The following is a 21,211-nucleotide window of genomic DNA, read 5'->3' as shown; positions in this document are numbered from 1 at the left end:
TTTTGTGTGGAGAATAGAGGGAATAAAGGTACTGACGGGAAAGCGCAGGGCGTAAAGGTGGAGAAAATATCGCCAGGCGTTCGCAGTCTGGCGATGATAAGTCACGGGAGGGTTATGATTTATCTTCCTGTGGCAGATGCCGGTAGATATAGACGCCGCTCAGCAGGGTAAAAATGAGCGTCAGCGCCGTGAGTCCAAAGACCTTAAAGTTGACCCAGATATTTTGCGGCAACCAGAAGGCGATATAAATGTTAGCCAGACCGCACACAATAAAAAACAGCGCCCACGCCAGGTTCAGCTTTGACCAGACCTGCTGCGGCAACGCCAGTTCTTTACCTAACATACGTTGGATTAACGGTTTTTTCATCACCCACTGGCTTATTAACAGCGCGCCGGCGAACAGCGCATAAATAACCGTCACCTTCCATTTAATAAATTCATCGTTATGGAAGAAGAGCGTCAGACCGCCGAAGACGGCAACCAGAACAAAGGTAATCAGCGCCATCTTCTCTATTTTCCGATAGCGCACCCAGCTATAAATCAGCACGATTGCCGTCGCGACAATCAGTGCGGAGGTCGCCGCATAGATGTCATAAAGTTTATAAAACGCAAAAAAGACAACCAGCGGTAAAAAATCCAGAAACTGCTTCATTCTTCGATTCCATCATCAACGAGCGTCGAATGCGCCGCGTAACGGCGCATTGCGGATTATTGGCGAATCAACATATACAGGCGGAATAAGTAGATAAGCAATACTGCGGAAATCAGATTGCTCAACGTATTCGCCAGTACAGCGCCTACATTTGGGGTCAGTACAGCGAAGCTGGGCGCGAACAGCAATAGCAATGTTTTAGCCAGCAACCAGCCTATCACCGCAGGCGCGACCAGTCTCATGTTAGCCCAGGCTAAACGCATACTGCTGCGCATTGCGGCAAACACGCCCATTTTCTCTTCAACCAACATCACTGGCGCAAGCGCCAGCACAATGGCCATAATAATCCCCGGAACGACAATCAGCATTATACCGATTTGCACTAATAGGGTAGTCAGAAAAATGAGAATAAACAGTTTAGGCAATGCAGGGGCGCTGGCGCCGATAGCGCGCAGCGCGCTAACCCGATGTCCCGCTGAAACTAACTGAATCATCAGGATGATACCGCCGGCCAGAATAGCGTTGCCGATAAGCCCGGAAAACGTCGAGGCGGCAGAGGCGCGCAACAGGATCTGCTGCTGCTCCGGCGTCATATTTTGTACCAGCTCAAACAGGCCAGCGCTGCCTGCCAGATGTTCTCCTTCACTGAGTTGCGCGATTTGCGCATCGCTGGGTGAAAAGGCATGACCTAAGACCACCGTGATAAATGCGCACAGCAACGAAACCAGCAAGATAGTAATAAATTGATTTCGGAAAAAATTTCCGGCGTCACGGTAAACGGACTTCGCCGTGATAGACATGCACTCTCCTTGAGTTTTGCAGGTGTTAATTTGCGGGCAATTGTACCCTGGATAACTCTACAGTGGCAGCATCAGCAGTTGTATGGAAAAGCATATCTTTGTAAAGCGGCGGTAATCCGTATCGCGCGCGGGCGCGATTGCACGCCTCATTCACTTCGCCTCCTTCGCCCGATATCGAAAATTCGCGACAGGTTGAAGGGCGGTTTTCATAAATAGCGCAACTGACGTTTTCACCCGGCGTGCCAATTAGCGCTTTACAGTGCGGCTGTTTTTGGTTGGTGCCGGCCATACAACGTAAAAAAGGGGTAACGGGCTCGGTTAATGATGCCGGAACGCGTCCGCTGGCATCGTCGCCTTCAGCCCAATAAAAGGAGACACGAAAATAGGCACAACAGGCACCGCATGTCATGCATGGGTTAAGAACGCTCATGATTCACCTGCAAAAAACTCACGTATCAATAGATTACAACGGAAATTAATCTGTCCCGCAGTGTTCGCGAATCTTAACGCCACGCGCCATTGCGGGACATTGATTACCTTAGCCAGCCTTTATCGCCAGGGCAACAGAGCAGACAAATATTTGCATAGCGTGAATATGTCAAAATTGATCTGAATTCCTATAACCAGGATTTTCAATACAAGTTCTAAATTAATCTGGATCAATAAATGTTAAATTATAAGAACAAATGTGATCTGTGTTAGATCACTTATTACTTCATTGTGGGTATATTCATCACGCTTTTATAACCATAACGATGGAGCGGGTATGAAAAAATTTACAGTGGCGGCACTGGCGTTAACAACTCTTCTCTCAGGCAGCGCGTTCGCGCACGAAGCCGGAGAATTCTTTATGCGTGCAGGTCCGGCAACCGTCAGACCTACAGAAGGGGCGGGTGGTACGCTGGGGCATTTAAACGGGTTTGATGTGAGTAATAACACGCAACTCGGCCTGACATTCACTTACATGGCGACGGACAATATCGGGGTTGAATTGCTGGCGGCCACGCCGTTCCGCCATAAGGTGGGTACGGGCGCGACGGGCGATATCGCCACGGTCCACCTGTTACCGCCAACGTTAATGGCGCAGTGGTACTTCGGCGATTCCAGCAGCAAAGTGCGTCCTTATGTCGGCGTAGGGGTGAACTACACCACCTTCTTCGATAACGGCTTTAACGATAATGGTAAAAATGCCGGGCTGTCCGATCTGAGCTTTAAGGATTCCTGGGGCGCGGCAGGGCAAGTTGGGGTAGATTACCTGATTAACCGCGACTGGTTAATTGGCGCCTCTGTCTGGTACATGGATATTGATACTACCGCCAATTATAAAATGGGCGGCGTTCAGCAGCATGACAGCGTGCGTCTGGACCCATGGGTATTTATGTTCTCGGCAGGCTATCGTTTCTAATCGCGTGATGTTGTGACGAAAAAAGACCCCGCCAGGCGGGGTCAAAAAAGGACATGACACACGGATTTTACTTGTCGGAACTCACTTGTCTTCTTTCGGTTCGCCGCAGCCTAGTTCTGCGCCAGTGAGAGGATCAACGGTGGGGTCCGATTTCGTTCTTTCTGCCATCGCTTTGAGCAGCGCCAGCTGCTCGCGCGGCAATTTCACTGTCGCCAGGCCATCGCCGCCATCAACAGCAGGCATCGGTTCTGCGACATAGTTGAAGTTCTCATCGCTATTCCAGCTACCTCGCGGATCGTCGCCTTGCGACATGTTGTAGTACACGTCGGTATACTGTTCTACCGGCGGTAATTTACCCGGCGGGAAGTTGTTACGAATCGAATACAGCGCCTTTTCAAAAGAGAGCTGGTGCGCGACTTCACGGGTCATTAAGAAACTGAGCGTGTCTTTTACGCCAGGATCGTCGGTCAGATTAATCAGGCGTTCATAAATGATCTTCGCTCGCGCCTCTGCCGCGATGTTTGAGCGTAGATCGGCTGTGACTTCGCCGATAGTATCAATATAAGCCGCGGTCCACGGTACGCCGCCGGAGTTTGTCAACGCAGGGCCGCCGCCATACAGCAGAGAGGTGATATGGCTGTCATTACCATTCTGCGTCAGCGAGCGATAAAGTTCCGCTTCGTTTTCGGTGCCTTCCGCCAGCTCGCCTTTAGCGCCTTTATTAAGCATTCCTACCAGTGAGCCGATAATTTCCAGATGACTCAGCTCCTCGGTGGCGATGTCCATTAACATCTCTCTACGACCGGCATCATCATCGCTTAAACCTTGCGTGAAGTAGCGGCAGGCGGCCGCCAGTTCGCCCTGCGGGCCGCCAAACTGTTCCAGCAGCAGGTTCGCTAATCCAGGATTAGGTTCGCTCACTCGCACAGTATATTGAAGTTGTTTTACGTGTCGAAACATATTGCCTCCTGCTTATTATTTATTTTTTGGCTTCAACGCCATCTGCTTCAGATCGCAGTAAAAATTGTTCCGTTGTCTGCGGAATATGTTTGATAAGCCAGTCAGCCATTTGCATTTCTTCTTTCAGAATGGCTTCAATCGTCGGAATTGAGGCAGTGTCACCAGCTTTTTTTGCCGCCGCCAGCAGGGAGGTATAACAAGCAATTTCGAACTGCTCGAAAACATAACCGCTAATTGAGCCTTTGACAATTTCATCGGAAGGGAACATGCCACCGATAGATTGCCCCATTGCTGCCATTTTACTCATGGAGTCTTTCAACACCGAACGAGAAATGCCATTACGGTCCAATACTTCTTCGAGCATGGTAATTTGATGTTTGGTTTCACTAATATGTTGTTCAATTCTGGCTTTTATATCAGGATAATTTTCAATACGGCTGGCCATAGATTCAAGCATCGATTCTGCCTGTTTTTCCATGGCATGGGCGTCACGAAGCCAGTCATGATAATGTTCAGTATAATTCATTTTACATTCCTCAATGCGTGATAATCTGCTCCGATAATAAAATCGGAATCATGCAAGCTGATAATTAAAAATATTATTTCGATTTGCGTTCAGCACTTTTATTAACATTGCTGACTGCTAAATCGGTAAGTTTTAAATCAGTTTGTTTTTCCTCGTCGAGGGTTTCTTTGAGCAGTTTTAATGCTTTGCTATAGCCAAGCTGCTCGGCCAGGGTGGCAAGCGTGCCGTAGCTGGCGATTTCGTAATGCTCGACTTTTTGCGCCGCGGCGATAAGCGCTGCATCGCGTACTTCGTTTTTCTCCGTACTTTCGATGACTTCATTGGCTTCTTCAATCAGCCCTTCCATAGCGACGCATTTCATTCTTTTCAGTTTAATGCCAGATTCAGATTCGACGATCTGATCAATACGTTCAATCTGACCCTGGGTTTCTTCAAGATGAGATTGAAAGGCCTGGCTTAATTTTTCATTGGACGTGGCTCTGGCTAGTTTAGAAAGAGCCTTGGTTAATTGTTTTTCTGCACTATAGGTATCTGAAAGTAGATGGATAAAAAGGTCTTCAACGGTTTTAATATTCATAAATCTAATTCTCCTGGGCAAAATACTGCGAGCCAGAAGACTCGCAGATTGCTTGATAAAAGCATGTGTTATATTTACATTACAGTAAATCAGGAATTATCGGATTTACGTCCGCCGTGACTATTCTGACCACCTTTTTTACCGGCTTCAGAAGCTCGTTGCGGATCGTTTTTGAAATTCCCGCCGCTATGCTGACCGCCTTTGCGGCCCGCTTCAGATGCTTTTTCACGATTCTCGGCGAAATTTCCTGAACCACCACGATGTTCGGCCATATTATTTCTCCTGTCTCGTTGCTTGCTGAAAAAATCGGTTTTAACCGTGTCGACACCCTATTAAAATTAGTTGGTTAAACCGATTAGTCAAATTGACGGAAATAGTTGTGATTTACCGCGTAAATAACGCACAAAAAATGGTTTAGAGATAATATATTCTATATTTTCTTTTAGAATAAGCGATTTAACAGAAAATGCTTTGCATTGTTATTAATAACAAGCGTGACTATCTGCGGCAATAGAAACGTTAATGCATTGTTTGTTGACATTTCTTTACATAAAGGCAGGGGAAATTGACGTGAAAACGCTAAATTTTTCGGCGTGATTAGGAGTTTTCTTAACAAAAATTGACTTCAGACTTTTTGAAAGCTGGACAGGGAATAACACCAAAAAGATTGATGATGTATGTCTGAATCGTGATTCTGGTTCGGCGCCAACCTCTCATTAAGCCGCCAGCGTTATGCTGACGGCTTAACCCGTTATGCGCGGCTGGCGGCTTTCATCGCTGAGACAAAGGACCTGAGCTCCGCCAACATCTGTTCGGGAGAAGCGTGGTTTTTCTCGATAATGTTGACAATGGCTGAGCCGGAGATAGCGCCAGCCGCCCCGGCACGCACGGCCGCAGACACCTGTTCCGGCGAGGAGATACCGAAGCCCTGTAACGCAGGCGCGGCGTGGTACTCTTTAAGCTTCTCAATGAGATGATGCAACGGCAATGCGCCACGGTTTTCCGCGCCGGTGACGCCCGAACGCGAAAGCAGGTAGGTGTAACCGCGGCCGTAAGATGCGACCTGGCGCAGAAGATCGTCATCCGCATTTGGCGGGCAGATGAAGATCGGCGCGATATTATGCCGTAACGCCGCCTGGCGGAAGGGGGCCGATTCTTCAACCGGGACATCTGCGACCAGCACGGAATCTACGCCAACCTGTTCACAACGGGCATAGAACGCATCTATGCCGTTATTGAACACCAGATTCGCGTACATTAGCAGGCCAATCGGAATGGTCGGGTGTTTTTCACGAATCAGCGCCAGCATTTCAAAACACTGAGCCGGCGTGACGCCAGCGGCGAAGGCGCGTAAGTTCGCATTCTGGATAGTAGGGCCATCGGCCAGCGGATCGGAGAAGGGAACCCCCAGTTCCAGAGCGTCGGCGCCAGCGTCAATCAGTGTGTCGATAATTTTCAGTGACTGTTCAATGCCAGGGTCGCCCAGAGTCACGAAGGGGACAAAAGCGCCTTCCCGGCGATCGTTGAGCTGTGCAAATAAATTTTCGTAGCGTTCCATCAGATTTCCCCTCGCGCTTTCAGGATATCGTGTACGGTAAAGATGTCTTTATCTCCGCGGCCAGAGAGATTGACCACCAGCAGTTGCTCTTTTTCCGGCTGCTCGCGCATTATTTTCAGAGCGTGCGCCAACGCGTGGGAGGATTCCAGCGCCGGGATAATTCCCTCATGGCGGCACAACGTTTTGAAGGCTTCCAGCGCCTCATCATCGGTAATGGAGACATAATCCGCGCGTCCGATGCTGTTCAGGTACGCATGTTGCGGCCCAACGGACGGGAAATCGAGCCCGGCGGAAATGGAATAGGACTCTTCAATTTGCCCGTCCGCTGTTTGCATCATCGGCGCTTTCATCCCGAAATAGATGCCAACGCGACCATGTTTAAGCGGCGCGCCATGCTCGCCGGTTTCAATACCGTGACCGCCAGGTTCAACGCCTATTAGCCCGACGCTGGTATCATTAATAAAATCCGCAAACATCCCGATAGCGTTTGAGCCGCCACCGACGCAAGCGATAACGGCATCTGGCAGACGGCCCTCTTTGTCGAGGATTTGCGCTTTCGTCTCTTCGCCAATCATGCGTTGGAACTCGCGAACGATGGTGGGATAGGGATGCGGTCCTGCCGCCGTGCCGAGCATATAGTGCGCGGTTTCGTAACTACCGGACCAGTCGCGCAGCGCCTCGTTACAGGCATCTTTTAGCGTAGCGGAGCCGCTATGAACCGGGATAACCTCAGCGCCCATCAGACGCATACGGAAGACGTTCGGCGACTGGCGCTCAACGTCTTTGGCGCCCATATAGATACGGCATTTCAGACCCAGCAGGGCGCTGGCGAGCGCAGAGGCGACGCCGTGCTGACCGGCGCCGGTTTCAGCGATAATCTCGCTTTTCCCCATCCGTTTGGCCAGCAGCGCCTGACCCAGTACCTGATTGGTTTTGTGCGCGCCGCCGTGCAGTAAATCTTCGCGCTTTAAATACAACGTGGTACGCGTACCGGCGGTAATGTTCTGGCATTTCGTCAGCGCAGTGGGGCGTCCCGCGTAGTTTTTTAGCAGATCGGCGAATTGCGCCTGAAATTCAGGATCTTTTTGCGCGCTGACGAAGGCCTCTTCAAGCTGGTTCAGCGCAGGCATCAGGATCTGCGGCACATACATGCCGCCGAATTCACCAAAGTAGGGGTTGAGAAGTGTTGTCATGTTTTTTCCTTAATATGCGCGCAGTGTCTGAAAAACCGAGGCCAGAAGACGAGCATCTTTGATGCCCGGCTGTGACTCCACACCTGAATTAAAATCGAGACCGGCACAGCCGACTTGCGCCGCCTGGACGCAGTTATCGGCCGCCAGCCCGCCCGCCAGTAACACATTATCCAGCGGTTGCCCCTGTAGCAGTGACCAGTCGAAGCGCTGCCCGCTGCCGCCTTGCCCATTGTCGAAAATGTATTTATCGACATGGTGGTAATCGCGTGCGGGAAGGGCATCGCTAACGCTCAGCGCCTTCCAGATTTGCACCTGTTTGGGCAACGCCTCGCGCAGCGCGTTGACATACGCCTGGTCTTCGCTGCCATGTAGCTGTACGGCAGAAAGCGGCAGGACGGCAGCTTTCTGGCAAACATCGGCGATATCAGCGTCCTGGAAAACGCCGACATACTGCAATGGCGCGGCGCTTATCACTTCTCGCGCCTGCTCAACGCTCACCGCGCGCGGAGATGAGGGTACAAAAATCAACCCGCCATATATTGCGCCAGCGTCACAGGCAGCTTTAGCGTCCTGGGCGCGGGTCAGGCCGCAGACTTTATTCTCGCCAAGCAGCACGCGACGGACGGCGGCGTTAAGATCGTCATGCGCCATTAACGCGGAGCCAATTAAAAAACCGTTGGCGAAGTGGCTCAGTTCGCGTACCTGACCATAGGTGTTAATCCCGGACTCGCTGATGACAGTCACGCCGTGGCCCAGTTTTGGCGCCAGCTGGCGGGTGCGATTCAAATCAATCGACAGATCGCGCAGATCGCGATTGTTGATACCTACCACTTTTGCGCCTAACGCTATCGCGCGCTCCCGTTCTTCGTCATTACTGACCTCCGTGAGCACGCCCATTTTCAGACTGTGCGCGACGGCGGAGAGTTGGCGATACTGTTCGTCATCCAGAACCGAGAGCATCAGTAAACAGGCATCGGCCTGATAGTAACGGGCAAGGTAGATCTGATAGGGATCGATAATAAAATCCTTACACAGAATCGGCTGCGGCGCGCTTTGGCTAACGACCGGCAGAAAATCGAAGCTCCCCTGAAAATATTTTTCGTCGGTGAGCACCGAGATTGCCGAGGCGTAATGTTGATAAATACTGGCAATACGCGCCGGATCGAAATCATCGCGAATCACGCCTTTTGATGGCGATGCTTTCTTACACTCCAGAATAAAGGCGGTACGCGCGCCCTGGAGCGCATCATAAAAATGGCGTGTACTTGGCTGGATCTCATTTTGAAAACTGGCCAGCGGCTGTTGCTGTTTGCGGGCTTCTACCCAAATCGCCTTGTCTGCGACGATTTTCGCTAAAACGGTTTGCATTATTTACCCTCTTGCCGCCAGTGCGGTGACTCTGTCATATGCGGTGCCGTTGCGCAGAACATCAAGCACGGTTTGCGCGTTGGCCTTGAGATCTTCCTGACCATGCAGACGCATCAGCATCGCCACGTTGGCGGCGACGGCGGCCTCATGCGCGGCATCGCCTTTACCTTGTAATAACCGCGTCAGAATGTCACGGTTTTCTTCCGGCGTGCCGCCAGCCAACTGATCCTGATGGTAAGGCGTCAGGCCAAAATCCTCCGCCGTAAGTTGATAGCTTTTAATTTCGCCGTCATGCAGCTCCGCGACAATCGTCGGCGCATGGAGCGAAACCTCATCCATGCCGCCGCTATGTACTACCGCCGCGCGCTGATAGCCCAGTACCCTTAAGGTTTCCGCAATCGGCAGCACCAGTTCCGGACTATAGACGCCAATCAATGCCAGCGGCGGATGCGCCGGGTTGATCAGCGGGCCGAGTACGTTGAACAGGGTTCGCGTTTTTAACTGTTGGCGAACCGGCATCGCGTGACGGAATCCGGTGTGATATTTCGGTGCGAACAGGAAACAGACGCCCAGTTCATCTAACGCCTGACGTGATTTATCGGCGTTCATATCCAGATTAATACCGAATGCCGCCAGCAGATCGGATGACCCCGATTTGCTGGACACGCTGCGGTTGCCGTGTTTCGCCACTTTCAGTCCACAGGCCGCCGCGACAAAGGCGCTGGCGGTAGAGATATTGATACTGTTACTGCCATCGCCGCCGGTACCAACGATATCCGCAAACAGATACTCCGGGCGCGGGAACGGGGCGGCATTTTCCAGCAACGCAGTGGCGGCGCCGGCAATTTCATTGGGATGCTCGCCGCGAATTTTCATGCTCACCAGCGCGGCAGCGAGCTGTTCAGGCTTAAGTTCGCCGCGGACGACCGCCGAAAACAACTGATGGCTCTCTTGTTGCGTCAGAGTTTGCGCCTGATAGAGTTTCTCCAGAATCGGCTGTAGGGTGTTGGTCGGTTCCAGCTTTTGCTGCGCCCAGGCTAATGTTTGCTCCAGCAGACGCGCGCCCTGTGTCGTCAGGATGGACTCAGGATGAAATTGAAAACCGCAAACGCGATCCGCATCATGACGTACCGCCATCACCATGCCGTTGAAATGGGCGTTAATGGTCAGCCCGGCAGGAACATTACTGCCGACCAGCGAATGATAACGCGCGACCGGTAGCGGATTCGCCAGCCCGGCGAACATCGCCTGACCGTCATGCTCAATGCTGGAGGCTTTGCCATGCAGGATTTCTCCCGCCTGACCGACATAACCGCCGTAAGCTTCGACAATCGCCTGATGCCCCAGACAAATGCCGATGATCGGTAACTTGCCGCGTAGTCGGGTCAGCAGCTCCGGCATACAGCCTGCCTCGCTGGGAACGCCCGGACCGGGGGAGAGCATTAGCACCGGATTTTTCATTGTCGCCAGGCGATCGATAAGCGTCTGCGCCGGAATATGGTTACGGTAAATCACCACGTTATGACCGTTGGTCCGTAGCTGATCTGCCAGGTTCCAGGTAAACGAGTCGATGTTATCGAGCAGCAGAATATCAGCCATCAGAAGGTCTCCTGTGCATGATGCGCGGTGGCGATAGCACGCAATACGGCGCGCGCTTTATTACGGGTTTCATCGGCTTCAGACTGCGGAACAGAGTCCAGCACGATTCCGGCGCCCGTCTGTACGGTGGCGATACCGTTCTCCACCAGCGCGGAGCGGATAACAATACAGGTGTCCAGATCGCCGTGGGCGGTGAAGTAACCGACAGCGCCGCCATAGCTGCCGCGGCGCTGTCCTTCCGCATCGGCAATCAACTGCATGGCGCGTACTTTCGGCGCGCCGCTCAGGGTGCCCATGTTCATGCAGGCGCGATAGGCGTGCAGCGCGTCGAGATCGTGACGCAGTTCGCCCACCACCCGGGAAACCAGATGCATCACGTACGAATAGCGGTCAACTTTTGTCAGATCGGCAACGTAGCGACTGCCCGGCGTACAGATGCGCGCCAGGTCATTGCGCGCCAGATCGACCAGCATCAGATGTTCGGAAAGCTCTTTATGGTCGGTACGCATGTCCAGCTCAATACGGCTGTCGAGATCTCTGTCCAGCGTACCATCGGCGCGGCGACCGCGTGGACGGGTACCCGCGATGGGGTAAATTTCAATCTGACGGCTGGTGGCGTCATATTTCAGCGAGCTTTCCGGCGACGCGCCGAAAAGCGTGAAATCATCATCCTGCATAAAGAACATATACGGGCTGGGGTTGCTCTTTTTCAGCACGTAGTAGGCAGCCAACGGCGACGGGCAGGGCAATGAAAAGCGGCGCGACGGCACCACCTGAAATATCTCCCCCGCGCGGATGGCTTTTTGCAACTGGCGTACCACCGCGCCGAACGCGTCATCGCTCTGATTACATTCGCAGCGCATGTCCGGCACCGGCGTCACCGGCAACGGCGGCGCAGGCTGGGTTAACTGTTGGCTAAGGTACGCCAGGCGGGCGTTCAGGCGCTGTTTTTCCCGGTCGCTGGCGGTGAACAGACTGGCCTGAATACGGGTGCTTTTTTTCTGATGGTCTATCACCATCAGCGTTTCCGCTAAATAAAAGCAGTAGTCCGGGCAGTTATTGCCAGCCTCAAGGTGTGGCAGCGCTTCAAAGCCAGCGACCAGGTCGTAGGCAAACAGACCGCCGAAAAACATAGCCTCCCGCTCTTGCGTCGGTATGTTCACCACTCCCTGTAACAGGCGGAACGCATCAAATACCGACAGAGAGCATAAACGGGCGTCTTCATCTAATAATGGGCTGACGGGCGGAAAGCGTAGAATGCGACCGGCAGGCAGGACTTCGTTCTCCACGCCAGCGGGGAGGGCGGTATCCAGTAGCGGTAATAACGAGGCGCCATTATCAGATAACGCCTGGATAGTGACAGTGTCACCTAGAGCGGTAATGCGCAGCGCACTATCTACCAGCAGCAGGCTTTTTAAATCGTCTTTACTGTCGATATCTGCGGACTCCAGCAGCAGCGTGGCCGGGCGATCGCCGCAGACCTGGTGAAAAAGCGCCGTTGGGTTTTCCCGGTAGGCGGCATCGCAGGTCAACAGTTCGAGCGTGGGTTTTAGTGTTTGCATGGTTATTCTCATTATTTTGTTCAAAAAAAAGCCCGCTTAACAGGCGGGCCGGGTATCGTTTGGCTGATTACAGCTGTTCATACACCGCCCGCTATCAGGAAGTGCGCCACCAACCGTGTAATGCAAATGTCGCTGCCATTTTAGATACCCTCTTCATGTGAACTTTCGTACTAGTTAACTAGTTCGATGGAATAATGTCAACACCTATTTCAGTATATTTGCCGGAACCGTTATGATGTACATGACATACCTTTATCTCTATGGGAGCCGCCTTGAGCGACACGAATTACGCAGTGATTTACGATCTGCACAGTCATACCACGGCGTCCGATGGACTGTTGACGCCAGAAACATTAGTACACCGTGCGGTAGAGATGCGAGTCGGCACGCTGGCGATTACCGATCATGACACCACAGCCGCGATTCCTGCGGCAAGAGAAGAAATTTCACGTTCCGGGCTGGCCCTGAATCTTATTCCCGGCGTGGAGATTTCAACGGTCTGGGAGAATCATGAGATTCACATTGTGGGTCTGAATATTGATATTGCGCACCCGGCAATGCGCGATTTTCTGGCGCAGCAGACACAGCGGCGTCAGGCACGCGGTCGGCTCATTGCGGAGCGTCTGGAAAAAGCCCATATTCCCGGCGCGTGGGAAGGGGCATTGAGACTGGCCAATGGCGGCGCGGTGACGCGCGGCCACTTCGCCCGCTTTCTGGTGGAGTGCGGCAAAGCCGCGACCATGGCGGAGGTTTTTAAAAAATATCTCGCGCGTGGGAAAACCGGTTACGTTCCGCCGCAGTGGTGTACAATAGAACAAGCTATTGATGTCATTCATCATTCTGGCGGTAAGGCGGTGTTGGCCCATCCGGGACGCTACGACCTTAGCGCTAAGTGGCTGAAAAGATTAGTGGCGCATTTTGCCGACCATCACGGCGACGCGATGGAAGTGGCGCAGTGCCAACAATCGCCCAATGAACGCACCCAACTGGCGACGCTTGCGCGTCAGCATCATTTATGGGCATCGCTTGGATCTGATTTCCATCAGCCCTGCCCGTGGATTGAGTTGGGGCGTAAACTCTGGCTGCCCGCTGGCGTTGAAGGCGTATGGCAGACATGGGAACAGCCGCAAATATCACAGTGAGGGAAGTATGAGCCAGTTTTTTTATATCCATCCGGATAACCCACAGCAACGGCTGATTAATCAGGCCGTCGACATTGTGCGTAAAGGCGGTGTTATTGTTTATCCAACCGATTCCGGCTATGCCCTGGGTTGTAAAATTGAAGACAAAGGCGCAATGGAGCGCATTTGCCGCATTCGTCATCTGCCGGACGGCCACAACTTCACGCTGATGTGCCGCGATTTGTCCGAGTTGTCGACCTACTCCTACGTCGACAACGTGGCGTTTCGTCTGATGAAAAACAATACGCCGGGTAACTACACCTTTATCCTGAAGGGGACAAAAGAGGTGCCGCGCCGTCTGTTGCAGGAAAAGCGTAAAACTATCGGCCTGCGCGTACCGTCAAACCCGATTGCGCTGGCGTTGTTGGATACGCTGGGCGAACCAATGCTCTCGACGTCGTTGATGCTGCCTGGCAGCGATTTTACCGAGTCGGACCCGGAGGAGATTAAAGATCGGCTGGAGAAGCAGGTGGATCTGATCATCCACGGCGGTTACCTCGGTCAACAGCCTACCACGGTAATCGATTTGACCAATGACTCCCCGGTGGTGCTGCGCGAAGGCGTCGGCGACGTTACACCTTTCTTATAAGGGCGTAAGTCTGTATACTACGCGGCCTTAAAATGGCGCGGCAACGCGCCGTTCATTCTCCTGTTCGACGCCTGTGAAGGCGACACCTGAAGGAAGCTCTATGAGCGAAAAGTTACAAAAAGTGCTGGCGCGCGCTGGCCACGGCTCTCGCCGTGAAATCGAATCCATTATTGAAGCGGGACGTGTCAGCGTTGACGGTAAAATCGCCACGCTTGGCGATCGTGTTGAAGTCACTCCCGGTTTGAAAATCCGTATCGACGGTCACCTGATTTCGGTGAAAGAGTCGGCGGAACAAATTTGCCGCGTTCTGGCCTATTACAAACCAGAAGGTGAACTGTGTACCCGCAATGACCCTGAAGGGCGGCCAACCGTTTTTGATCGCTTACCGAAACTGCGCGGCGCGCGGTGGATTGCGGTAGGACGTCTGGATGTCAACACCTGCGGGCTATTGTTATTTACCACCGACGGTGAACTGGCGAACCGCCTGATGCACCCTAGTCGTGAAGTTGAACGTGAATATGCCGTGCGCGTGTTCGGTCAGGTGGATGAATCGAAACTGCGTGATTTAAGCCGTGGCGTACAGTTGGAAGATGGTCCGGCGGCATTTAAGACCATTAAATTCAGCGGCGGCGAAGGCATTAACCAGTGGTATAACGTGACGCTGACGGAAGGACGCAACCGCGAAGTTCGCCGACTGTGGGAAGCGGTAGGCGTTCAGGTCAGCCGTTTGATCCGCGTTCGTTACGGCGATATCCCGCTGCCGAAAGGCCTGCCGCGCGGCGGCTGGACTGAGCTCGACCTCGCGCAAACGAACTATCTGCGTGGTCTGGTAGAGCTCCCGCCGGAAACCTCGTCGAAGGTTGCCGTCGAAAAAGACCGTCGTCGTATGAAAGCGAACCAGATCCGTCGGGCGGTAAAACGCCACAGCCAGATAGCTGGCGGACGCCGCTCCGGTGGGCGTAATAACAACGGGTAATCTCTACCGCGGTCTATAGGCTGAGAATCATCAGACAAGAGGGTTTGTGCCGGATGGCGGCGCAAACGCCTTAATCCGGCCTACGGTTAATAATCAATTCCCATCTGGGCTTTTACGCCCGCGTCGAAAGCATGTTTAACCGGACGCAGTTCGCTGACGGTATCCGCAAGATCAAGAATATCCCGGTGACAGCCGCGACCTGTAATAATCACCGTCTGGTGACCAGGGCGCGCGTTTAGCGCGCTTATGACCTCTTCCAGCGGCAAATAGTCATACGCCACCATATAGGTCAGCTCATCCAGTACCACCATATCAAGCCGCGGATCGGCCAGCATCCGTTTACCATGCTGCCAAACGGCCATACATGCTGCAGTGTCTGCCTCGCGATTTTGCGTCTCCCAGGTAAATCCCGTTGCCATCACCTGAAATTCGACGCCATGCGGTTCCAGCAGATTACGCTCGCCGTTGGGCCAGGTGCCCTTAATAAATTGCACCACACCTACGTTTTTACCGTGTCCTACGGCGCGGGCGGCAGTCCCGAAAGCCGCCGTGGTTTTGCCCTTACCATTGCCAGTAAACACGATAATAATACCGCGCTCTTCCTGTGCCTGGGCGACACGGGCGTCAACCCGATCTTTTACCTTCTGCTGGCGCTGCTGATAACGTTCATCACTCATTGGGCGATTCCTGGTTTACGGCCCGGTTGGGCGTCAAAGGTCATACCGGTTTTACGGCGACTGTCGTCGCCCATAAGCCACAGGTAAAGCGGCATAATATCGGCAGGCGTTTTTAATTTCTGTGGATCTTCCGTCGGAAAGGCGCTGGCGCGCATACTGGTGCGCGTGCCGCCCGGGTTAATGCAGTTAACACGCAGAGAACGGTTCTGGTATTCGTCCGCCAGCACCTGCATCATTCCTTCAGTAGCAAACTTCGAGGTGGCATAGGCGCCCCAGTTGGCGCGTCCCTGACGGCCAACGCTTGATGACGTAAAGACCAGCGAGCCGGCATCGGACTTCAGCAATAACGGTAACAGCGCCTGGGTGAGCATAAAGGTGGCGTTAACGTTTACCTGCATGACATCCTGCCAGATCTGCGGATCTTGTTCGCTCATTGGACCGATTTCCCCCAGTAGCCCGGCATTGTGCAGGACGCCATCCAGGCGGGGATAGTGCGCGGCGATGCGGTCGGCCACTTGCCGGCACTCTTCAGCGGTGCAGGTCAGCAGATCGAGCGTAAACCACTGTGGTTGAACATGTTGCTCGTCAGCAATGTGCTGCGCGACCCGACGCAGTTTCTCTTCGTTACGTCCCAGCAGAATCACCGTTGCGCCGTAACGCGCATACGTGAGCGCGGCTTCCCGCCCAATGCCATCGCTGGCGCCAGTGACCAGAATAATGCGGTTTTGCAATAGATCTTGTTTCGGTTGGTAATGCATGGCTACTCCTCAACGGCGTGGTACACCGTCCTGCCAGGTTGTCTTATCTTCGCGTTAACTTTTCGGGTTTATGCCTGAAAGCGCCTTTTTTTTCAATCAGACAGGGGCGATAACGCCGTAAAATGAACGTCTTGTCATACTTTTTCTTCCTCAACAGGCATACGGATGAAGAGAGACTGGCTTCGATGCCTGTTGTACACTGAGCGCAAGTCGCGTTATTTAATCAAGGTGGGAGTCGTGGAATTGTTGTCTGAATATGGCTTATTTTTGGCAAAAATCGTCACCGTTGTGGTGGCCATTGCCGTCATTGTGTTGCTGATCGTGAATGCTACGCAACGCAAACGTCAGCGCGGCGAGCTGCGCGTGACCAATTTGAGCGAGCAGTATCAGGAGATGAAGGATGACCTTGCTGCGGCGTTGATGGATGGCCATCAGCAAAAACTGTGGCATAAAGCGCAGAAAAAAAAGCATAAGCAGGAGGCGAAAGCCGCCAAAGCGAAAGCGAAGCTGGGGGACATTGCGACATCGGACAAACCGCGCGTATGGGTGATAGATTTCAAAGGCAGTATGGACGCTCACGAAGTTAATGCGTTACGCGAAGAGGTCACGGCGGTGCTGGCAGTGGCGAAACCCGGCGATCGGGCGGTTGTGCGTCTGGAAAGCCCCGGCGGCGTTGTGCATGGCTATGGCCTGGCGGCATCGCAATTGCAGCGCCTGCGCGATAAAAATATTCCGCTGACCGTGACGGTGGATAAAGTCGCGGCAAGCGGAGGCTACATGATGGCCTGCGTGGCGGAAAAAATTATTGCGGCGCCGTTCGCTATTGTGGGGTCAATTGGTGTTGTCGCGCAAATTCCGAACTTTAACCGCTTTCTCAAAAGTAAAGACATTGATATTGAACTGCATACCGCAGGGCAGTACAAACGTACCCTGACATTGTTAGGCGAGAATACGGAAGAAGGGCGGCAGAAGTTTCGTGAAGATCTCAACGAAACGCACCATCTGTTCAAAGAGTTTGTGCAACGGATGCGTCCGGCTCTGGACATTGAACAGGTCGCCACGGGCGAACACTGGTACGGTCAGCAGGCGCTGGAGAAGGGGCTGGTTGATGAGATTAACACCAGCGATGAGGTTATTCTCGGCCTGATGGAAGGGCGCGAGGTACTGAATGTGCGCTATATGCAGCGTAAAAAACTGATCGATCGTGTTACCGGCAGCGCGGCGGAAAGCGCGGATCGGCTGCTGCTGCGCTGGTGGCAGCGTGGACAAAAGCCGTTGATGTAAACCGCTATTGCCGGATGGCATTCAGTGCCATCCGGCATGGATTAATCAACCAGGTGATACTTCTCAGACAGCACATGCGCCAGGTGTTTAAACATGTTAAACACCGCGGTGCTTTTAGGGGTCGGTAACCCTTGCTCGTCTAAAAAGTAATCGCCGCTGAAAACCAGCACGCCATTTCTCTGCGTTACGCCGGTGGCGACAATACCTGCCATCGTGTCTTCATGTTCCCGAATAATTTTGTTGGCTTCAAGCAACAGTGTTTCGCGATCGATAGGTTGCGTCTCTTTATGCATTTTTTACTCCTTAAACAAGGAGATTAGTCTACGCTGAGCACTTCTGATGGGCAAATATTCTCACAGGAAATTGATGGATTTGTCATGTTGCGTTCACTGGCAAGATTTGTTTTTGCATGCTAATAAAGTTGCGTATCGAATTTTATCAGGTACAGTGTGACGCTTTCGTCAATCTGGCAACAGAATTGCTTGACATTCGACCAAAATTCCGTCGTGCTATAGCGCGTGTGTGCAAAAAAGCCTGTTAACTCAGTCACCTGAGGGTTACATTTCGTACACAAAGCCAGTACAAGGGGTTGATATCCGCAGACGCAGAGACCATATATCGTTGTCTCGTCGCCAGTGGAAGGTGAATCAACGTGCGACGCATTCCTGGAAGAATCAACTTAGGTAAAGGTGAATATGGGTAAAGCTCTTGTCATCGTTGAGTCCCCGGCAAAAGCCAAAACGATCAACAAGTATCTGGGTAATGACTACGTGGTGAAATCCAGCGTGGGTCATATCCGTGATTTGCCGACCAGTGGCTCAGCAGCTAAAAAGAGCGCCGACTCTACCTCCACCAAAACGGCTAAAAAGCCCAAAAAGGATGAACGTGGCGCTCTCGTCAACCGTATGGGGGTTGATCCGTGGCACAACTGGGATGCGCACTATGAAGTGCTGCCCGGTAAAGAGAAGGTCGTCTCTGAACTGAAACAGTTGGCGGAAAAAGCCGACCACATCTATCTCGCAACCGACCTTGACCGCGAAGGGGAAGCCATTGCATGGCACCTGCGGGAAGTGATCGGCGGCGATGACGCGCGCTACAGTCGCGTAGTCTTTAACGAAATAACCAAAAATGCCATTCGCCAGGCGTTTGAACAGCCGGGCGAGCTGAACATTAACAGGGTCAACGCCCAGCAAGCGCGCCGCTTTATGGACCGCGTGGTAGGCTATATGGTCTCGCCGCTGCTGTGGAAAAAGATCGCCCGTGGTTTGTCGGCAGGTCGCGTTCAGTCTGTCGCGGTCCGTCTGGTCGTTGAGCGCGAGCGCGAGATTAAAGCGTTTGTTCCGGAAGAGTTCTGGGAAATTGACGCTAATACGACGACGCCGTCTGGCGAGGCGCTACCGCTACAGGTCACGCATCAGAACGACAAGCCATTCCGGCCGGTAAATCGCGAGCAGACGCTTGCCGCCGTCAGCTTGCTGGAAAAAGCCAGCTATAGCGTGCTGGAGCGAGAAGACAAGCCGACCAGCAGCAAGCCAGGCGCGCCGTTTATCACCTCCACGCTACAGCAGGCGGCCAGCACCCGGCTGGGCTTTGGCGTGAAGAAAACCATGATGATGGCGCAGCGTCTGTATGAGGCGGGCTACATCACCTATATGCGTACAGACTCCACCAACCTGAGTCAGGATGCGGTCAACATGGTGCGCGGTTATATTGGCGATAATTTCGGCAAGAAATACCTGCCGGATAACCCGAACCAGTACGCCAGCAAAGAAAACTCTCAGGAAGCGCACGAAGCGATCCGTCCTTCCGACGTTGCTGTCATGGCGGAGTCGCTGAAAGACATGGAGGCTGACGCGCAGAAGTTGTATCAACTAATTTGGCGTCAGTTTGTCGCCTGTCAGATGACGCCAGCACAATATGACTCTACTACGCTTACCGTTGGCGCAGGCGAGTTCCGCCTGAAAGCGCGTGGGCGTATTTTGCGCTTTGACGGCTGGACAAAAGTGATGCCGGCGCTGCGTAAAGGCGATGAAGATCGCACATTGCCTGCCGTGAATAAGGGCGATGCGCTGACGCTACTTGAATTGACGCCTGCTCAGCACTTTACTAAACCGCCAGCCCGTTTTAGCGAGGCTTCTCTGGTTAAAGAGCTTGAGAAGCGCGGTATTGGTCGTCCGTCTACCTATGCGTCGATTATCTCGACCATTCAGGATCGCGGCTATGTTCGCGTTGAAAACCGTCGTTTCTATGCGGAAAAAATGGGTGAAATCGTCACCGATCGGCTGGAAGAAAACTTCCGCGAATTGATGAACTACGATTTTACCGCGCAGATGGAAGATAGTCTGGATCAGGTTGCAAATCACCAGGCCGAGTGGAAAGCGGTACTGGATAACTTCTTCAGCGATTTTACTCAGCAGCTCGATAAAGCCGAGAAAGATCCGGAAGAAGGGGGGATGCGTCCTAACCAGATGGTGCTGACCAGCATCGACTGTCCAACCTGTGGCCGTAAAATGGGAATTCGTACTGCCAGTACGGGGGTTTTCCTTGGATGTTCAGGTTATGCGCTTTCGCCGAAAGAGCGTTGTAAAACGACCATTAACCTGGTGCCGGAAAATGAAGTTCTGAACGTGCTGGAAGGCGACGACGCCGAAACCAACGCCCTGCGCGCCAAACGTCGCTGTCAGAAGTGCGGTACGGCGATGGACAGCTATCTGATCGATCCGAAGCGTAAATTGCATGTGTGTGGTAATAACCCGACCTGTGACGGCTACGAGATTGAAGAAGGCGAGTTCCGCATCAAAGGGTATGACGGCCCGATCGTTGAGTGTGAGAAATGTGGTTCCGAAATGCACCTGAAAATGGGGCGTTTTGGTAAGTACATGGCCTGTACTAACGACGAATGTAAAAATACCCGTAAGATCTTGCGTAACGGCGAAGTTGCGCCGCCGAAGGAAGATCCTGTTCCATTGCCGGAACTGCCGTGTGAAAAATCGGACGCGTACTTTGTGCTGCGCGATGGCGCCGCAGGGATATTCCTGGCGGCCAATACGTTCCCGAAATCACGCGAAACGCGCGCGCCATTAGTCGAGGAGCTTTACCGGTTCCGCGATCGCCTGCCGGAAAAACTGCGTTATCTGGCGGATGCGCCGCAGCAGGATCCAGAAGGTAATAAAACCGTTGTTCGCTTTAGCCGCAAAACAAAACAGCAGTACGTTGCGGCGGAAAAAGACGGGAAGGCGACGGGATGGTCAGCGTTCTTCGTCGACGGCAAGTGGGTTGAAGGCAAGAAATAACCCCTGCCTGTCGTCACTATAGCCAAGCGGGCCGCGTAAGCGGCCCTTTTTTATATACCCTTCATATTTAAAGTGGCTTATGTGTTGGCTACGGATTTACTCGGCCCATCCATGGGCCTCGCCCTGACGGGCCGTCGCACGCGACGTTCAAATCTGCGCCCGGCAGATTTGTCGCTCATCCCAGTCACCTTATGCTCCTGGGGACTCACTCTCTTGCCGCCTTTAAGCACTCGAATTATTTTGGGTAGAGCGG

Annotated in this window: 22 protein-coding genes and 1 other annotated feature; of the genes, 6 read left to right on the top strand and 16 right to left on the bottom strand. The window is 53.0% G+C overall.

Annotation, left to right across the window (positions count from 1 at the left end; translation table 11 throughout):
* Nucleotides 1–112: 112 nt before the first annotated feature.
* From J4614_RS03845 to J4614_RS03835, 3 genes are read right to left on the bottom strand one after another with little or no spacing between them, the layout of a single operon-like run.
* Complete coding sequence (locus tag J4614_RS03845; protein WP_000808683.1) at nucleotides 113–652, bottom strand: septation protein A; 540 nt, start codon at nucleotides 650–652, stop codon at nucleotides 113–115.
* 56 nt (nucleotides 653–708) lie between these two features.
* On the bottom strand, nucleotides 709–1,452 hold the full coding sequence (locus J4614_RS03840; protein WP_000028507.1) for a YciC family protein: 744 nt from the start codon (nucleotides 1,450–1,452) through the stop codon (nucleotides 709–711).
* A 25-nt stretch (nucleotides 1,453–1,477) separates the two neighbouring features.
* Nucleotides 1,478–1,882: a YkgJ family cysteine cluster protein gene (locus J4614_RS03835; protein ID WP_000114955.1), complete on the bottom strand. Its 405-nt coding sequence runs from the start codon at nucleotides 1,880–1,882 to the stop codon at nucleotides 1,478–1,480.
* A gap of 336 nt (nucleotides 1,883–2,218) precedes the next feature.
* On the opposite strand from J4614_RS03835, the gene ompW reads away from it, so the two are divergent.
* Nucleotides 2,219–2,857 (top strand): outer membrane protein OmpW, encoded by a 639-nt coding sequence (gene ompW, locus J4614_RS03830; protein ID WP_000714802.1) that lies wholly within the window; start codon nucleotides 2,219–2,221, stop codon nucleotides 2,855–2,857.
* 81 nt (nucleotides 2,858–2,938) lie between these two features.
* Here ompW and J4614_RS03825 read toward each other — a convergent pair whose 3' ends face one another.
* The 10 genes from J4614_RS03825 to trpL form a co-directional block, all read right to left on the bottom strand.
* Nucleotides 2,939–3,817 carry a manganese catalase family protein gene (locus J4614_RS03825; RefSeq protein ID WP_000488348.1) on the bottom strand — a complete coding sequence of 293 codons (879 nt, stop codon included), beginning with the start codon at nucleotides 3,815–3,817 and terminating at the stop codon, nucleotides 2,939–2,941.
* Nucleotides 3,818–3,836: 19 nt separating this feature from the next.
* Complete coding sequence (locus J4614_RS03820) at nucleotides 3,837–4,343, bottom strand: ferritin-like domain-containing protein (RefSeq protein WP_001109977.1); 507 nt, start codon at nucleotides 4,341–4,343, stop codon at nucleotides 3,837–3,839.
* A 73-nt stretch (nucleotides 4,344–4,416) separates the two neighbouring features.
* Nucleotides 4,417–4,920, bottom strand: a complete 504-nt coding sequence (locus J4614_RS03815) for a ferritin-like domain-containing protein (RefSeq protein WP_001022826.1) — start codon at nucleotides 4,918–4,920, stop codon at nucleotides 4,417–4,419.
* Nucleotides 4,921–5,009: 89 nt separating this feature from the next.
* The gene (locus tag J4614_RS03810; RefSeq protein ID WP_000807657.1) at nucleotides 5,010–5,192 is read right to left on the bottom strand and encodes a general stress protein; all 183 of its coding nucleotides are present in this window, start codon (nucleotides 5,190–5,192) and stop codon (nucleotides 5,010–5,012) included.
* A 479-nt stretch (nucleotides 5,193–5,671) separates the two neighbouring features.
* Nucleotides 5,672–6,478 carry a tryptophan synthase subunit alpha gene (gene trpA / locus J4614_RS03805; protein ID WP_000443031.1) on the bottom strand — a complete coding sequence of 269 codons (807 nt, stop codon included), beginning with the start codon at nucleotides 6,476–6,478 and terminating at the stop codon, nucleotides 5,672–5,674.
* A complete protein-coding gene (trpB, locus tag J4614_RS03800) occupies nucleotides 6,478–7,671 on the bottom strand; it encodes a tryptophan synthase subunit beta (protein WP_085425630.1) in 1,194 nt (397 codons plus the stop codon). Before trpB ends, trpA begins: the two co-directional genes overlap by 1 nt.
* Before the next feature lie 9 nt (nucleotides 7,672–7,680).
* Nucleotides 7,681–9,039 (bottom strand): bifunctional indole-3-glycerol-phosphate synthase TrpC/phosphoribosylanthranilate isomerase TrpF, encoded by a 1,359-nt coding sequence (gene trpCF / locus J4614_RS03795; protein ID WP_001195293.1) that lies wholly within the window; start codon nucleotides 9,037–9,039, stop codon nucleotides 7,681–7,683.
* Nucleotides 9,040–9,042: 3 nt separating this feature from the next.
* Nucleotides 9,043–10,638, bottom strand: a complete 1,596-nt coding sequence (gene trpD / locus J4614_RS03790) for a bifunctional anthranilate synthase glutamate amidotransferase component TrpG/anthranilate phosphoribosyltransferase TrpD (protein ID WP_000763492.1) — start codon at nucleotides 10,636–10,638, stop codon at nucleotides 9,043–9,045.
* A complete protein-coding gene (gene trpE, locus J4614_RS03785; protein WP_208293070.1) occupies nucleotides 10,638–12,200 on the bottom strand; it encodes an anthranilate synthase component I in 1,563 nt (520 codons plus the stop codon). The genes trpD and trpE overlap by 1 nt, the downstream gene beginning before the upstream one ends.
* A 22-nt stretch (nucleotides 12,201–12,222) precedes the next feature.
* Nucleotides 12,223–12,318: a sequence feature (Trp leader region), on the bottom strand.
* The gene (trpL, locus tag J4614_RS03780; RefSeq protein WP_010989026.1) at nucleotides 12,295–12,339 is read right to left on the bottom strand and encodes a trp operon leader peptide; all 45 of its coding nucleotides are present in this window, start codon (nucleotides 12,337–12,339) and stop codon (nucleotides 12,295–12,297) included. (Overlaps the previous feature by 24 nt.)
* A 121-nt stretch (nucleotides 12,340–12,460) precedes the next feature.
* Between trpL and rnm the strand changes: the two genes are divergently transcribed.
* The 3 genes from rnm (at nucleotide 12,461) to rluB (ending at nucleotide 14,946) form a co-directional block, all read left to right on the top strand.
* Nucleotides 12,461–13,342, top strand: a complete 882-nt coding sequence (gene rnm / locus J4614_RS03775; protein WP_000500452.1) for an RNase AM — start codon at nucleotides 12,461–12,463, stop codon at nucleotides 13,340–13,342.
* Nucleotides 13,343–13,349: 7 nt separating this feature from the next.
* Nucleotides 13,350–13,970 (top strand): L-threonylcarbamoyladenylate synthase, encoded by a 621-nt coding sequence (locus J4614_RS03770; RefSeq protein ID WP_000077250.1) that lies wholly within the window; start codon nucleotides 13,350–13,352, stop codon nucleotides 13,968–13,970.
* Between the two features lie 100 nt (nucleotides 13,971–14,070).
* Nucleotides 14,071–14,946 (top strand): 23S rRNA pseudouridine(2605) synthase RluB, encoded by an 876-nt coding sequence (gene rluB / locus J4614_RS03765; RefSeq protein WP_001291233.1) that lies wholly within the window; start codon nucleotides 14,071–14,073, stop codon nucleotides 14,944–14,946.
* Nucleotides 14,947–15,032: 86 nt separating this feature from the next.
* Here rluB and cobO read toward each other — a convergent pair whose 3' ends face one another.
* Entirely contained in the window at nucleotides 15,033–15,623 is a 591-nt protein-coding gene (cobO, locus tag J4614_RS03760) for a cob(I)yrinic acid a,c-diamide adenosyltransferase (protein ID WP_001278862.1), read from the bottom strand.
* Entirely contained in the window at nucleotides 15,620–16,381 is a 762-nt protein-coding gene (locus J4614_RS03755) for a YciK family oxidoreductase (protein WP_000559310.1), read from the bottom strand. The genes cobO and J4614_RS03755 overlap by 4 nt, the downstream gene beginning before the upstream one ends.
* A gap of 237 nt (nucleotides 16,382–16,618) precedes the next feature.
* On the opposite strand from J4614_RS03755, the gene sohB reads away from it, so the two are divergent.
* Nucleotides 16,619–17,665: a protease SohB gene (sohB, locus tag J4614_RS03750; protein ID WP_000422082.1), complete on the top strand. Its 1,047-nt coding sequence runs from the start codon at nucleotides 16,619–16,621 to the stop codon at nucleotides 17,663–17,665.
* A 41-nt stretch (nucleotides 17,666–17,706) separates the two neighbouring features.
* Here the strand turns inward: sohB and J4614_RS03745 are convergent, their stop codons facing one another.
* Complete coding sequence (locus J4614_RS03745) at nucleotides 17,707–17,958, bottom strand: YciN family protein (protein WP_000548616.1); 252 nt, start codon at nucleotides 17,956–17,958, stop codon at nucleotides 17,707–17,709.
* Between the two features lie 402 nt (nucleotides 17,959–18,360).
* On the opposite strand from J4614_RS03745, the gene topA reads away from it, so the two are divergent.
* Nucleotides 18,361–20,958: a type I DNA topoisomerase gene (gene topA / locus J4614_RS03740; RefSeq protein WP_000513597.1), complete on the top strand. Its 2,598-nt coding sequence runs from the start codon at nucleotides 18,361–18,363 to the stop codon at nucleotides 20,956–20,958.
* Nucleotides 20,959–21,211 lie beyond the last annotated feature (253 nt).

It is taken from the genome of Salmonella sp. 32031103-2018-00083-FB-01-SM-01 (genome assembly GCF_017571995.1).
GTDB classification, from domain to species: Bacteria; Pseudomonadota; Gammaproteobacteria; order Enterobacterales; family Enterobacteriaceae; genus Salmonella; species Salmonella enterica.
The sequence above is the reverse complement of the archived record's forward strand: the minus strand, read 5'-3'. Positions and strand labels throughout refer to the sequence as shown.

Coding starts and splice junctions, on each gene's coding strand:
- J4614_RS03845 (WP_000808683.1), bottom strand. CDS start 652: ATGAAGCAGTTTCTGGATTTTTTACCGCTGGTTGTCTTTTTTGCGTTT.
- J4614_RS03840 (WP_000028507.1), bottom strand. CDS start 1,452: ATGTCTATCACGGCGAAGTCCGTTTACCGTGACGCCGGAAATTTTTTC.
- J4614_RS03835 (WP_000114955.1), bottom strand. CDS start 1,882: ATGAGCGTTCTTAACCCATGCATGACATGCGGTGCCTGTTGTGCCTAT.
- ompW (WP_000714802.1), top strand. CDS start 2,219: ATGAAAAAATTTACAGTGGCGGCACTGGCGTTAACAACTCTTCTCTCA.
- J4614_RS03825 (WP_000488348.1), bottom strand. CDS start 3,817: ATGTTTCGACACGTAAAACAACTTCAATATACTGTGCGAGTGAGCGAA.
- J4614_RS03820 (WP_001109977.1), bottom strand. CDS start 4,343: ATGAATTATACTGAACATTATCATGACTGGCTTCGTGACGCCCATGCC.
- J4614_RS03815 (WP_001022826.1), bottom strand. CDS start 4,920: ATGAATATTAAAACCGTTGAAGACCTTTTTATCCATCTACTTTCAGAT.
- J4614_RS03810 (WP_000807657.1), bottom strand. CDS start 5,192: ATGGCCGAACATCGTGGTGGTTCAGGAAATTTCGCCGAGAATCGTGAA.
- trpA (WP_000443031.1), bottom strand. CDS start 6,478: ATGGAACGCTACGAAAATTTATTTGCACAGCTCAACGATCGCCGGGAA.
- trpB (WP_085425630.1), bottom strand. CDS start 7,671: ATGACAACACTTCTCAACCCCTACTTTGGTGAATTCGGCGGCATGTAT.
- trpCF (WP_001195293.1), bottom strand. CDS start 9,039: ATGCAAACCGTTTTAGCGAAAATCGTCGCAGACAAGGCGATTTGGGTA.
- trpD (WP_000763492.1), bottom strand. CDS start 10,638: ATGGCTGATATTCTGCTGCTCGATAACATCGACTCGTTTACCTGGAAC.
- trpE (WP_208293070.1), bottom strand. CDS start 12,200: ATGCAAACACTAAAACCCACGCTCGAACTGTTGACCTGCGATGCCGCC.
- rnm (WP_000500452.1), top strand. CDS start 12,461: ATGGGAGCCGCCTTGAGCGACACGAATTACGCAGTGATTTACGATCTG.
- J4614_RS03770 (WP_000077250.1), top strand. CDS start 13,350: ATGAGCCAGTTTTTTTATATCCATCCGGATAACCCACAGCAACGGCTG.
- rluB (WP_001291233.1), top strand. CDS start 14,071: ATGAGCGAAAAGTTACAAAAAGTGCTGGCGCGCGCTGGCCACGGCTCT.
- cobO (WP_001278862.1), bottom strand. CDS start 15,623: ATGAGTGATGAACGTTATCAGCAGCGCCAGCAGAAGGTAAAAGATCGG.
- J4614_RS03755 (WP_000559310.1), bottom strand. CDS start 16,381: ATGCATTACCAACCGAAACAAGATCTATTGCAAAACCGCATTATTCTG.
- J4614_RS03745 (WP_000548616.1), bottom strand. CDS start 17,958: ATGCATAAAGAGACGCAACCTATCGATCGCGAAACACTGTTGCTTGAA.
- topA (WP_000513597.1), top strand. CDS start 18,361: ATGGGTAAAGCTCTTGTCATCGTTGAGTCCCCGGCAAAAGCCAAAACG.